This window comes from Zobellella endophytica (assembly GCF_003012775.1).
GTDB lineage: Bacteria > Pseudomonadota > Gammaproteobacteria > Enterobacterales > Aeromonadaceae > Oceanimonas > Oceanimonas endophytica.
Window position 1 is genome coordinate 134,714 of the sequence record NZ_PXYG01000004.1, and the last position, 13,487, is coordinate 148,200.

Consider the following 13,487-nt stretch of genomic DNA (forward strand, 5'->3'; position numbering starts at 1 on the left):
CTTTTTCACGGGCAGGGCTCAGCCTTTCTTGCGGGTGGCGTCGTCCAGGCTCAGCACGGTGAGGGCGTTGGAGGAGCTGGTGGCCAGGGTGTCGATAACCCCGGTGCGCAGGGCGCCGAGGATGCCGGCGGCCTTGGTCTGCTCGCTGGCGATGGCGATCACGTCCGGGATGCGCGCCAGATCGCCGATGGTCAGGCCGATCACCCGGCCCTGCATCTTGGTCTGGGAGGTCTGGCCGTGGATGTCGATAAAGTCGTAGCCCATCATGTCGCCCACCGTGCCCAGCAGCCGGGCTTCGGCGATTTCCTGGGGCGAGAACCAGCCCATGCGTACCATGTTGCTGTCTTCGCTCATGTCGCCCACCCCGATCAGCGCCATGTCGGCGCGGCGGGCCCGGTCCAGGGTCTGGCGTACCGTGCTGTTTTCCAGCAGTTGCTGGCGCAGCTCGGGGTGCTGCACCAGGGCGGGGGCGTAGAGGGTTTCGCTGTCGCCGCCGAACTTGGCGGCCAGGCGCCGGCAGATATGGTCGGGGTTCATGTACTCGCCGGCCTTGAGCGAGCCGCCGATGGCACAGACGAAAGAGCACTTGTGGCTGTCGTCGGTAAAGACGTTGTCGGCCACGGCGCCCACGTTGCGGCCCATGCCCACCGCCACCACGCTGCCGTCACTCAGGTTGCGGGTGAGGTGATCGGCCACCAGGGAGGCCACTTCCGAGCGTTGCCGTTCGGGGTCGGTATGATCCAGGGCGATCAGGGCCCGCTTGATGCCGAAACGTTCGATCAGCGCCGTTTCGATTTCGGCGCTGACCGAGGGGTGGTGCCGGACCCGCACGTCGACGATGCCCACCGCGTGGGCCCGCTTGATGATGCGGCCGACCTTGATGCGGGACATATCCAGGCGCTGGGCGATGGCTTCCTGGGTTTCCCCTTCCACGTAATACAGCGTCGCGATTTCCGTCATTAATGCGATTTCTGCGCTTTCCTGCCGATCCACCATGTGTCTCCCCTGTTGATCCGGCGGCCATTCTACCTCAGCGGCCAGGTCAACAGAAGCGACCCGGGTCTTAATTGTTAACATAAGTGTTGATAGTTAACTAATGACCACTCTGCTTTTGGTGGTTAAATTTCCGCATTTATCAGCAAAAATGACGATGTATGCGATTATTTGATCTGTGTATCCATATTTTTCCATGGTGTCAGGAGCCAATATAGGAGTGGCTAGGTCTTAATATTTTGTTCATTTGTTTTGTTTGTTGACATTTGTTTAGTCGCGGCGCTAGGCTAGCGGGGTAGATGATTTTACCGATGGGCATCGTGGATGCCGGGGTCCGGGCTGGGAGGCTTTTATGGAACAGGATTTACTCTATCGACTGACGACGGTCACCGAGGCCGCGGCGCTGGCCGGCCATGCCTGGCTGGGGCGGGGCAACAAGAACGCCGCCGACAACGCCGCCGTGGTGGCCATGCGCGAACTGCTCGGCCAGAGCCCGATCGACGGGCGCATCGTGATCGGTGAAGGCGAGATCGACGAGGCGCCCATGCTCTATATCGGCGAGCGGCTGGGCCGGGGCGGCCCGGCGGTCGACATCGCGGTGGACCCGATAGAAGGGACCCGGATGACCGCCATGGGCCAGGCCAACGCCCTGGTGGTGCTGGCGGCGGGGGCGCGGGACAGCTTTCTCTCGGCGCCCGACATGTACATGGAGAAGCTGGTGGTGGGCGCGGCGGCGCGCGGGGTCATCGATATCGACAGGCCCATCGCCGACAACGTACGGGCGGTGGCCACCGCCCTGAACAAGCCGCTGGCCGAGCTGACGGTGGTCACCCTGGCCAAGCCCCGCCACGACGCGGTGATTGCCGAACTGCACCGGCTCGGGGTCCGGGTGTTCGCCTTCCCCGACGGCGACGTGGCCGCCTCGGTGCTGGCCTGCCTGCCGGACACCGGCATCGACATGATGTACTGCATCGGTGGGGCGCCCGAGGGGGTGATCTCCGCCGCCGTGGCCCGCGCCCTGGGTGGAGACATGAACGGCCGCCTGCTGCTGCGCCGCGAGGCCAAGGGCGAGAGCCCGGAGAACCAGGCCGCCAGCGAGCTGGAAGCGCGCCGTTGCCGGGAGATGGGGGTCACGGCGGGGGCGGCCCTGCGGCTCGGCGACATGGTGCGCTCCGATGACATCGCCTTCTTGGCCACCGGCATTACCAAGGGCGATCTGCTGCGCGGGGTGCAGCGCTACGATGACGGCCGGCTGACCACCGAGACCATGGTGATCTGCGGCAAGAGCGGGACGGTGCGACGGATCCGCACCCGGCATTAACCGGGCTATGCGAGGCGGAAATCGTCCGCGTCCATCCAGGCGGGGAAGCGCTCCCGGTAGTCCCGCAACTCGGCCAGGCTGAGGCCGGCCTGCAGCACGGCGGCCTGGTGGTCGCCGGCCTTGTCCAGCACCTCGCCCTGGGGATCCAGGATCAGGCTGTTGCCGCTGTAGCTCAGGCCGTTGGGATCCTGGCCGACCCGGTTGCAGCCGGCCACGAAGGCCTGGTTCTCGATGGCGCGGGCGGTGAGCAGGGCGGCCCAGTGCCGGGCCCGGGGCGCCGGCCAGTTGGCCACATAGAGTGCCAGATCGTAGTCGTTGCGGTTGCGCGACCACACCGGAAAGCGCAGGTCGTAGCAGACTTGCGGCAGTATCCGAAACCCCTTCCATTCCACTATTACCCGGTCCTTGCCCGGCCGGTAGAGCTCGTGCTCGCCGGCCATGCGGAACAGGTGGCGCTTGTCGTAGCGGTGCACTCGGCGGTGGGGATCCACCAGCAGGAAGCGGTTGACCGCCCCCTGCCCGGTGTCCAGGGCTAGGCTGCCGCCGATCATGGCCTGCAGCCGCTGGGCGTGATCGTGCAGCCAGTCGATCACCTCTTCTTCCGGCAGGGCATGGCGGGGGGCGTCCATGGCGAAGCCGGTGGTGAACATCTCCGGCAGCAGGATCAGATCCTGGCCGTGCAGCCCGGCCAGCAGTTCGTCGAAATGGGCCAGGTTGGCTGGGCCGTCGTGCCAGTGCAGGGGCTGTTGCAGCAGGCTGAGGTTCAGAGTCGGCATAGGCGGGCTCCCGCTTCGTCCAGGGTGGCATCTTGCTTAGCAAAGCATAGCCGAACCAACTGGTGGGGGAAGGGGCCGGCGCAGAACACCGACAGCGGAATGGCGGCCACCCCGGCGTGCTCGGTCAGCCAGCGGGCGAAGGCCACGTCGTCCAGCTCGCTGACGGCGCCGTAGTCCACCAGCAGGAAGTAGGTGCCGAGGCTCGGCAGCACCTTGAAACGGCTGCCCGCCAGCGCCCGGGCGAAGCGGTCCCGCTTGGCCCGGTAGAAGTCCGGCAACTGCCGCCAGTGCTCGGGATGGGCCTCGAGCATATCGGCCAGGGCCAGTTGGGCCGGGGTGTTGACCGAAAAGGTCAGGTACTGGTGTACCTTGCGCAGCTCCTCGGTGAGGGCCGGTGGCGCTATGGCGTAGCCGACCTTCCAGCCGGTCATGTGATAGGTCTTGCCGAAGGAGGAAACGGCGATGGCCCGCTCCCGCAGCCTGGGGTGGTGCAGCACGCTGCCGTGGCCGGCGGGAGTAAAGCAGATGTGCTCGTAGACCTCGTCGCTCAGCACGAAGACGGGGTGATCGGCGATGGCCTGCCACAGCTGGTTGAAGTCGTCCGCCTGCCAGACGGTGGCGGTGGGGTTGTGGGGGGTGTTGACGATCACCAGCCGGGTGCGCGGGCTTAGGCTCGCCCGGAACTGCGCCCAGTCGGGCCGGAATTCGGGCGGGCCGAGTGGCAGCCGCACCAGGCGGCCGCCGGCCAGGGTCACCGCCGGGGCGTAGCTGTCGTAGCTGGGATCGAAGCACACCACCTCGTCGCCGGGGCGCACCAGGGCGGTGATGGCGGCGTAGAGCGCCTCGGTGGCACCGGCGGTAATGGTGATCTCCTGCTCAGGATCGGGCTCCAGACCGTGCTGCAGCCGGGTCTTGGCGGCGATGGCCCGGCGCAGGGCCGGGGTGCCGGCCATGGGGGCGTACTGGTTGGCGCCGCTCGCCACATGGTGGTTCAACCGTTCCTTCAGCAAGGCCGGGCCGTCGAAATCGGGAAAGCCCTGGGACAGGTTGATGGCGCCGTGCTCGGTTGCCAGGGCGCTCATCCGGGTGAAAATGGTGGTGCCCAGATCGGGCAGTTTGCTGTCCGGGTGCATGGCATGCTCCTTGTCACTGATGACGGCAATATAGCAGAGCCGTCCTATTTGGCAATCGAGACGTTTGGATGGCCATGTTCTTGTTGCAGTGCGGAAAAAACACAGGGACGGGCGTGATCCTGCCGCCATAACCGGGTCATCGGCGCGACTTGGCGGCGAATTCACCCTACAATAGCGCCAGGTTTCTGTATCGCACGGGTTTCCCATGGCTGAAGAAATAAAGAACAAAAAACCGAAAACCACCAAGCAAAGCAGTGCCATCCAGGTGCAATCCCTGTCCCGCGCCCTGTTGCTGCTGGAGCGGCTGGCCGCCTCCAGCATGGGCATGTCGCTGACCGAAGTGGCCGGCAGCCTGGGGCTGGCGCCCTCCACCGCCCACCGTCTGCTCAACAGCCTGCGCAGCCATGAGTTTGTGGACGTGGACGAGGCCCAGGGGCTGTGGAGCATCGGCGTCAACGCCTTCTCCATCGGCAACGCCTATCTCAAGAAGCGCGACTTTATCGCCCAGGCCCGGCCTTTCATGAAGCGGCTGGTGGCGGAAACCGGCGAAACCTCCAACCTGGCGATACTGGAGAAGAACAGCGTGGTCTATGTGGGCCAGGTGGAGTCGCCCCAGACCATGCGCATGGTGGTCTCGCTCGGCAGCCGTTCACCGCTGCACGCGTCCGGCGTGGGCAAGGCGCTGCTGTCGGTGATGCCGCGTAAGGATGCCCTGGAGATCATCCGCAAGACCGGCATGGCCTCCTTCACCGATCACACCATCACCACGCCCAGCCAGTTCGAGCAGGAGCTGAACAAGATCAGTCAGCAGGGTTACTCCCTGGACGACGAGGAGCAGTTCGAGGGCCTGCGCTGCATCGCCGCCAATATCTACAACGAATACGGCGAGGCTGTGGCCGCCATCTCCATCTCCGGGCCGGCGGTGCGGGTCAAGTGGGAACGCATTCCCATGCTCAGCGCCCTGGTGATGGACGCGGCCCGGGAAGTGACCAGGGCCATCGGCGGCCGGGCGCCGGAAACCGGCCGGAAGCCGGAAGCCGACGGCCGGAGGGTGCAGGGGCGCCCATCGACCGCGGAGCGCTGACCCGGCTGCGATCGAATAAATTCGACCATTATATATTGAAGAGAGATGAACTATGGGTGGAGCGCCGGGTTCACCGGGTCTACCGTAGGGTCCATTTCAATGGACCACCCCGACTACGGCGCCGTGATTTGGTCGACTGAAGTCGGACCCTACCCTTGGGGGAGCGCAAACAAAAAGGCCAGTCTGCAGACTGGCCTTTTTTTGTGCGCGGCGCTTAAAAGCTCAGCGGGCGGTCACCCTGCTCGTCCTTGATCCGGGTCGGCAGACCCATTTCGTTGAGCAGGTTGATGAAGGGCTTGGGATCCAGCTCTTCCACGTTGGCCATGTGCTTCACGTCCCACTCGCCGGAGGCGATCAGCAGGGCGGCGGCCACCGGCGGCACGCCGGCGGTGTAGGAAATGCCCTGGCTGCCCACTTCGGCGTAGGCCTCGGCGTGGTCGGCCACGTTGTAGATGAACACTTCCTTGTCCTGGCCGTCCTTCTTGCCCTTCACCTGGTCACCGATGCAGGTCTTGCCGCTGTAGGTGGGCGCCAGGGAGGAGGGATCCGGCAATACGGCCTTGACCACCTTGAGCGGCACCACTTCCAGGCCCTCGGCGGTTTTCACCGGCTGCTCGGACAGCAGGCCCAGGTTCTTGAGGATGGTGAACACATTGATATAGTGCTCGCCGAAGCCCATCCAGAAGCGCACGTTGGGCACGCCCAGGTTCTGGGACAGGGAGTGTACTTCGTCGTGGCCGGTCATGTAGCTGGTCTGGCTGCCCACCACCGGCAGATCGTCGGTGCGTTTCACCTCGAACATCCGGTTCTGCACCCACTCGCTGTTCTGCCAGGACCAGACCCGGCCGGTGAACTCGCGGAAGTTGATTTCGGGATCGAAGTTGGTGGCGAAATAGCGGCCGTGGCTGCCGGCGTTGATGTCGATGATGTCGATGGAGTCGACGCTGTCGAAATACTCGTTCACCGCCACGGCGGCATAGGCGTTGACCACACCCGGATCGAAGCCCACGCCCAGTATGGCGGTGATGCCCTTGTCGGCACAGATGGCCTTGCGCTTCCACTCGTAGTTGGCGTACCAGGGCGGATTTTCGCAGATCTTGGCCGGATCTTCGTGGATGGCGGTGTCGAGGTAGGCGGCGCCGGTCTCGATACAGGCCTGCAGCACCGACATATTGACGAAAGCCGATCCGACATTGATCACCAGTTGCGACTGTGTTTTGTCAATCAATGCCTTGGTGGCTGCGATGTCGAGCGCATCCAGGGCATGGGCTTGCAATTCACCGGCAACCTTAAGGCTGCCCTTTTCCCGCACGCTGTCGACGATTTTCTGGCATTTCTCGACAGTACGCGAAGCGATATGGATGTTCCCCAGCACGTCGTTATGCTGCGCACACTTGTGCGCGACCACCTGGGCGACACCTCCGGCACCAATAATCAGAACGTTTTTCTTCATTTTTTTCCTCTAACCGCCTCCTTGAAAGGCTTTGTTGTGGTTACTCCATGCCTCAGGAGAGGCTGTTTACAAAATCGTCGAAACCGAATTCACGCACCAGCTCCACGCTGCCGTCGAGCTGACGCACGGCAATGGCGGGCATGCTCACACCATTGAACCAGTTTTTCTTTACCATTGTATAACCGGCGGCATCGATGAACGACAGCCGGTCGCCTACCTTCAACTCGTGGTCGAACCTGAACTCGCCGAAGATGTCCCCGGCCAGGCAGGACTTGCCGCACACCATGTACTGATGGGGGCCGTCGCAGGGATCCATCTTGGCGGGCTGGCGGTAGATCAGCAGGTCGAGCATGTGCGCCTCGATGGAGCTGTCCACGATCGCCAGCTGCTTGCCGTTGTAGAGGGTGTCGAGCACCGTCACCTCGAGCGACGTGCTGAGGGTGATGGCCGCCTCGCCGGGCTCCAGGTAGAGCTGCACCCCGTAGCGCTCGGCAAAGGCCTTGAGCCGGGCGCAGAACCGGTCGAGCGGATAGCCTTCGCCGGTGAAGTGGATGCCGCCGCCCAGGCTGACCCAGCTTATCCGGGGTTGCGCCAGCAGGGGGCCGAACTTCTCCTCGATCTGGCCCAGCATCTGGTCGAACAGGGCAAAGTCGCTGTTCTCGCAGTTGTTGTGGATCATAAAGCCGGAGATGCGGTCGAGCACCTGTTCGACCTTGGCCGCGTCCCATTCGCCCAGGCGGCTGAAGGGGCGGGAGGGGTCGGCGATCAGGAACTCGGAGCTGGACACGCCCGGGTTGAGACGCAGGCCGCGCACCTGGCCGGCGGAAGCGGCGTCGAAGCGCTCGAGCTGACCGATGGAGTTGAAGATGATCTTGTCGGAGTGGGCCAGCACTTCCTCTATTTCGTCATCGGCATAGGCCACGCTGTAGGCGTGGGTTTCACCGCCGAACTTGAGCTTGCCGAGCTTGACTTCGTTGAGGGAGGAAGAGGTGGTGCCGTCCATGTACTGGCTCATCAGGTCGAACACCGACCAGGTGGCGAAGCATTTCAGGGCCAGCAGCGCCTTGGCGCCGGAGTGTTCGCGCACATAGGCAATTTTTTCCATGTTGCGCAGCAGTTTGCTTTTGTCGATGAGATAGTACGGTGTCTTGATCACCTCAGTCATACCCCCTTAGAGCCTGTCAACAACCCGGTTGGTGGCCGGGAAATTTCAAAGCGCGTGATTATAGAGGAAAGGTGGTGGCGCTTCGAGCAAAAAGTGTAGCCGTCTTTTCTTTGGCTTGGCCAGATTGTGAGCCGGATCCGGATAAATGGCCGGCTGGCTCTTTCTCGGAAGCCGTTTACGATCTGTCGTACTCGGCCAAAGCGCACGGCGCCGCCGACACGCCGTAAACCCTCCCTGTTGCCTCTTCGGCTTGGTCGTAACAAAAAAGCTTCGCGAAGATCGTAAACAGATTCTTAGGCTCGGTAAGAGACAAGAAAAAGGGCCTCCGGCAGGAGGCCCTTTGCATGGCTGGTATTAACCGGTGGGGCTTTAGCCCACCCATTGGGTGATCTGGGCGAAAATCAGGAAACCCATGGCGATGGCGATCCAGGTGGCGAACAGGGGCAGGAAGAACTTGACCCACTTGTTCCAGGTGACGCCGGCCAGGGCCAGGGTGGCCATAAAGTAGCCGGAGGTGGGGTAGAGGATGTTGCCCAGGCCGTCGCCCAACTGGTAGGCCAGCACCGCGGTCTGGCGGGTGACTCCCACCAGGTCGGATAGCGGCGCCATGATCGGCATGGTCACCAGGGCCTGGCCGCTGCCCGAGGGGATCACGAAGTTGAAGCCGAGCTGGGCGAAGAACATGCCGATGGCGGAGAAGATGGCCGGGAAGCCGCCCACCAGGTTGCCCAGGCCGTACACCAGGGTGTCCATGATCTGGCCTTCTTCCAGTACCACCGCCACGGCGCGGGCGATGCCGCAGATCATGGCGCCCACCAGCACGTCGCGGAAGCCTTCGTTGAAGCCTTCGCAGATTTCCTCGGTCTTGAGGCCGGCGATCAGGCCGACCACCACGCCCATGATCACGAACAGCCCGGCCATTTCCATCATGAACCAGCCCTGGGTCAGCACGCCCCACACCAGGGTGGCGAAGAAGGCGAAGGTGGCGAAGGCGGCCCATTTCTGGCGCGGGGTGGCGGTCAGCATGCCTTCGTCGTTGCCGTGCTGGTAGCGGTGACGCTTGTCTGCTTCCTTGGCGTCGCCGTCCATCAGGCTCAGGGCCGGATTGTCGCGCACCTTGAGCGCGTAACGGGTGACGTAGAAGATGCCGGCCAGCAGGATGGCGGCGAAGGCCAGCACCCGCAGCAGCAGGCCGGAATAGAGCGGCAGGTCGGCCAGTTGCTGGCCCAGGCCGGTGTTTATGGGGTTGAGTACCCCGGCGGTAAAGCCGGCGGTGGTGGCGCACAGGGCCACGGCGGCGGCGGTGACCGAGTCGAAGCGCAGGGCGATCATCAGCGGCAGTATCACCGGCACATACACCAGCGCCAGCTCCTGGGTGCCGATCAGGGTGGCGATCACCGCGAAGGTGGTCATCAGCACCGGGATGATGACGATGCTGTTGTTGGCGAAGCGGCGGGTCAGCTTGTCGACCCCGATTTCGATGATGCCGGTACGGCGCAGCACCATGAACATGCCGCCGATGATAAAGGTGAAGAACACCACGGCGCCGGCGTCCATCAGCCCCTTGGGAATGGCCAGCATAAAGTCGACCGGGCCGACCGGGTTGGATTCGATCACCTGGTAGGAGTTGGGATCTATGGTGGTGCGGCCGTTGGGACCGGGCACCCGGTCATACTGGCCGGCGGGCACTATGTAGGTGAGTACGGCGGCGATGGCGCTGAATACGAACAGGATGACGTAGATATGCGGCATCTCGAACGACTTCTTTTTCTTTTCCACGGTATCGGCGGAAAACTGATTGGCTTTAGACATGGGCTCCATGACCTCTCCCTTCATTACATCAATTGAGTTAAGTCCATTTACGCTGAGCGGCGTAGTTTTTTAACAGGTCGTCGTCCCCGTTTTGCACATAAAACGAGAGCGGTTTTGTATTAATGGCTGACCTTGTCGATATTAATAAACCTTTATTAACATGGGATCAACATTTTTTGGAAGTTATTTCCGTCTAATGGAAATATTTAATTTATTTTGACTTAATGGTCAACTTGCTATTATTTCCGGCACCTTCTGGCCATTCGTATCGATCTCTATCCTTCTGTTTTTAAGTGTAAGTTTATGTATGTCAATGATTTTAATATAGTTAATTGTATTGTTTTGTATTTATTTTTGTTTTGTATTTTTATGTGTATTAACTTTGTGTTGTCACTGTTTTGTATATTGTTTCTAATTCTTTTTGTTATTGTGCATTATTTTGATCGATTCCATCTTTATTACCATTTTTCATGATTTTTAAAATTTAAATCTCATAAAAGACTAGTTGATTTCATGTGAAGATATAAAGCCGGCGATGGGCTGCGCTGTGGCATGGCGGTGTCATTCATCTTTGTAGGGCGGTGGTGGCCTGGTGGATGGACAAGGGGGCTGGTGGATGGGCGAGAAACGGGATAACAGGCTGTGTCCAGGCGGACTGGCGTGGGGAGCGGACCGGTGGTGGTCCCCGCTGAGGGGTTGATCGGCGTTGCGGTTGGCGGTCGGGAAGAATAAAAAGGCCCCCGCCGGTGGCGGAGGCCGTTGTCTGTGCCGGAGCACGCCGCTCAGCCGAGCACCACCTCGAGCTGGCCGGGCTCCAGATGGTGCAGGTCGCAATTGTCGTCCTTGCCGATGCGGTCGACAATGATGAAGCGCTGCTGGTCCTGGAGGGAAACGATGGGGTGGTGCCAGGTATCCGCGTGGTAATTGATCCCCTGCCGGCCGTTGGACACAAAGGCGCGGATGTCCCCGGGGGCGGGCGTGGTGCCACACGGCGCCACCAGGATCAGGAAAGGCTGGTCATCAAGCGGGATAAAGGCCTGGGAGCCTTTGGGATGCTTCTCCATCAGGGTCACCGCCAGCGGCAGGCTCCAGGGTGACACGTCCACCAGGCTGATGCCCACATGGGCCTCACTGCCCGCTATCCCGACCCGGGCGATATCGTGGTAGCGCAGGGCTTTGCCGTCGTTGATATAAAACTGGTGCTGGTTTTCGGATTCAATCACATCGCCGAACGGCGCAAAGGCGGCGGCCGTCAGCGGTTGAGCGCTAATGGTTAAGGTCATGGTCGAGTCTCGTTTTTTGGGTAGGAGTCATGGTCACCGGCCCGGGGGCCGGTGAACCTTGTTGTTATCGTTATGGTTATTATCGGGGGCGGGTTATTCCGGCAGCACCAGAATGGCCCGGAAGTCGTTGACGTTGGTGCGGGTGGGGCCGGTTTCCACCAGGGTGTTCAGCCGGGAAAAGAAGCCGTAGCTGTCGTTGTCGGCCAGGTAGTCTTCCGCCTTGAGCCCGGCCGCCTCGGCCTGCTGGTACAGCTCGGGCGTAATATAGGCGCCGGCGTTGTCCTCCACCCCGTCGATGCCGTCGGTGTCGGCGGCCAGGGCGTAGACGCCCTTCAGCCCCTTCAGCTCGTTGAACAGGCTGAGCATGAATTCGCTGTTGCGCCCGCCGCGGCCCTGGCCCCTGATGGTGACCGTGGTTTCGCCGCCGGAGAGGATCACGCAGGGCGCGGAGATCGGCTGGCCGCACTTGACTATCTGCTTGGCGATGGCGGCGTGCACCTTGGCCACCTCCCGCGATTCACCTTCGATGCAGTCACCCAGTACCAGGGGGGTGATGTCGTGGGACATGGCCACGTCGGCGGCGGCGTCCAGCGCATCCTGGGGAGTGGCGATCATGTGGAACTCGGCCCGGCTCAGGCGCTCGTCACCCGGCTTGACGGTCTCGGACTCGGGGCTGTTCAGCCAGTCGCGCACATGGACGCCCACCTCGATGCCGTAGTGGTCGAGGATGGCCAGCGCCTGGGCCGAGGTGGTGGGATCCGCCACCGTCGGGCCGGAGGCGATCACGGTGGGCTCGTCGCCGGGCACGTCGGAGATGCCGAGGGCGATCAGCCGGGCCGGGTAGGCGGCGGCGGCCAGGCGGCCGCCCTTGATGGCGGACAGGTGCTTGCGCACGCAGTTCATCTCGTCGATGGCCGCCCCCGACCGGAGCAGGGCCTTGTTGATGGCCTGCTTGTCGGACAGGGTCAGGCCCGGGGCCGGCAGGCTCAGCAGCGAGGAGCCGCCGCCGGACAGCAGGCAGATCACCAGGTCGTCCTCGCCGAGGCCGGACACCAGTTCCAGGATGCGGCGGCCGACCCGCTCGCCGGCGTCGTCCGGCACCGGGTGGGCGGCTTCGATGATGTCGATGCGCTGGCAGGGCGCGCCGTGGTCATAGCGGGTCACCACCACGCCGGAAAGCTCGCCTTCCCAGATGGCGTCCAGCTCGGCGGCCATGGAGGCGGCGGCCTTGCCGGCCCCGATGACAACGGCTTTTTGACGAGTATCCTTGGGCAGGTATTCGGCCAGGTTGCCCTTGGGCAGGGCGGCGGCCACGGCGCTGTCGAATAACTGCTGTAACAACTCCTGAGGATGGATATCCATGTGCAAATACTCCTGAAAAAACGGCTGTCTCTATCTTACGCTGATGAAGAGGGTGGGGCAGCACAACCGGCAATGAAGATCTAACACAAAGCCCCCTGAGTGAAAGTCTGCTGTTGCCGGTGCCTGCCCCGGTTTTGACCGGCCCGCGACCGAAGCCAAAAAGCCGCGGACCGGTAAAAAGGGTTACTCGCCCCGGATATTATGGTTGGCGAGGTGCTCCAGCGCCTTGACCATGCCGGAGTGATCCCAGCCGTCGCCGCCCAGGGCGGTACAGGTGTTGAACAGTTCCTGGGCACTGGCGGTGTTGGGCAGGGCCACGCCCAGCTCGCGGGCACCGCTCAGGGCCAGGTTCAGGTCCTTCTGGTGCAGGGCGATGCGGAAGCCCGGGTTGAAGGTGCCTTTCACCATGCGCTCGCCGTGCACTTCCAGGATCTTGGAAGAGGCGAAACCGCCCATCAGCGCCTCGCGTACCTTGGCCGGGTTGGCGCCGGCCTTGGAGGCGAACACCAGGGCTTCGGCCACCGCTTCGATGTTCAGCGCCACGATGATCTGGTTGGCCACCTTGCAGGTCTGGCCGTCGCCGTTGCCGCCCACCAGGGTGATGTTCTTGCCCATGGTGTCGAACAGCGGCTTGATGCGCTCGAAGGTGGCCTCTTCGCCGCCGACCATGATGGTCAGGGTGGCGTTGATGGCACCCACTTCACCACCGGACACCGGCGCGTCCAGGTACTGGGCACCGGTTTCGTTGATGCGCTTGGCGAACGCCTTGGTGGCCATGGGGGAGATGGAGGACATGTCCACCACCACCTTGCCGGCGGACAGGCCGTCGGCCACGCCGTCCTTGCCGAACAGGGTCTCTTCCACCTGGGGAGTATCGGGCACCATGGTGATGATCACTTCTGCCGCTTCGGCCACCGCCTTGGGGCTGGCCAGGGCGATGCCGTTGTCACCCAGCAGGTCGGCCGGGGCCGGCTTGTAGTGCTCGGAGAAATACAGGGTGTGACCCGCTTTTTGCAGGTTCTGGGCCATGGGCTTGCCCATGATGCCGGTACCGATAAAACCTATTTTCATGTTCGTTTCCTCTTGGCTGGGGGCGCCGGATGGC

The 13,487-nt window shown here is 62.6% G+C and carries 10 protein-coding genes and 1 pseudogene; 2 read left to right on the forward strand and 9 right to left on the reverse strand.

The annotated features are described in order from the left end of the window. Window positions 1-18 precede the first annotated feature (18 nt). Entirely contained in the window at window positions 19-960 is a 942-nt protein-coding gene (locus tag C7H85_RS11180) for a sugar-binding transcriptional regulator (protein ID WP_245879648.1), read from the reverse strand. Window positions 961-1,345: 385 nt separating this feature from the next. Here C7H85_RS11180 and glpX point away from each other — a divergent pair, with 385 nt between their 5' ends. After that, entirely contained in the window at window positions 1,346-2,314 is a 969-nt protein-coding gene (glpX, locus tag C7H85_RS11185; RefSeq protein WP_106729787.1) for a class II fructose-bisphosphatase, read from the forward strand. 5 nt (window positions 2,315-2,319) lie between these two features. On the opposite strand, the gene C7H85_RS11190 is transcribed toward glpX, so the two are convergent. Both C7H85_RS11190 and C7H85_RS11195 read right to left on the reverse strand, forming a co-directional pair. Next, window positions 2,320-3,090 (reverse strand): amidohydrolase, encoded by a 771-nt coding sequence (locus tag C7H85_RS11190; protein WP_106729788.1) that lies wholly within the window; start codon window positions 3,088-3,090, stop codon window positions 2,320-2,322. Continuing rightward, complete coding sequence (locus tag C7H85_RS11195) at window positions 3,078-4,223, reverse strand: pyridoxal phosphate-dependent aminotransferase (RefSeq protein WP_106729789.1); 1,146 nt, start codon at window positions 4,221-4,223, stop codon at window positions 3,078-3,080. Before C7H85_RS11195 ends, C7H85_RS11190 begins: the two co-directional genes overlap by 13 nt. Window positions 4,224-4,428: 205 nt before the next feature. On the opposite strand from C7H85_RS11195, the gene C7H85_RS11200 reads away from it, so the two are divergent. After that, a complete protein-coding gene (locus tag C7H85_RS11200; protein WP_106729790.1) occupies window positions 4,429-5,307 on the forward strand; it encodes an IclR family transcriptional regulator in 879 nt (292 codons plus the stop codon). 214 nt (window positions 5,308-5,521) lie between these two features. Here C7H85_RS11200 and C7H85_RS11205 read toward each other — a convergent pair whose 3' ends face one another. From C7H85_RS11205 to glxR, 6 genes and pseudogenes are all read right to left on the reverse strand, one after another. Continuing rightward, window positions 5,522-6,760, reverse strand: coding sequence for a saccharopine dehydrogenase family protein (locus C7H85_RS11205; RefSeq protein ID WP_106729791.1), 1,239 nt, complete (start codon window positions 6,758-6,760; stop codon window positions 5,522-5,524). Window positions 6,761-6,812: 52 nt separating this feature from the next. Continuing rightward, complete coding sequence (locus tag C7H85_RS11210) at window positions 6,813-7,916, reverse strand: carboxynorspermidine decarboxylase (RefSeq protein WP_106729932.1); 1,104 nt, start codon at window positions 7,914-7,916, stop codon at window positions 6,813-6,815. Between the two features lie 378 nt (window positions 7,917-8,294). Next, the gene (locus C7H85_RS11215) at window positions 8,295-9,737 is read right to left on the reverse strand and encodes a YfcC family protein (RefSeq protein WP_245879649.1); all 1,443 of its coding nucleotides are present in this window, start codon (window positions 9,735-9,737) and stop codon (window positions 8,295-8,297) included. Between the two features lie 782 nt (window positions 9,738-10,519). Beyond that, window positions 10,520-11,020: an ureidoglycolate lyase gene (locus C7H85_RS11220; protein WP_106729792.1), complete on the reverse strand. Its 501-nt coding sequence runs from the start codon at window positions 11,018-11,020 to the stop codon at window positions 10,520-10,522. 93 nt (window positions 11,021-11,113) lie between these two features. Continuing rightward, complete coding sequence (locus tag C7H85_RS11225) at window positions 11,114-12,382, reverse strand: glycerate kinase type-2 family protein (protein ID WP_106729793.1); 1,269 nt, start codon at window positions 12,380-12,382, stop codon at window positions 11,114-11,116. A 183-nt stretch (window positions 12,383-12,565) separates the two neighbouring features. After that, window positions 12,566-13,471: pseudogene (glxR, locus tag C7H85_RS11230) on the reverse strand (2-hydroxy-3-oxopropionate reductase); the annotation flags it as partial. Between the last annotated feature and the right edge of the window lie 16 nt (window positions 13,472-13,487).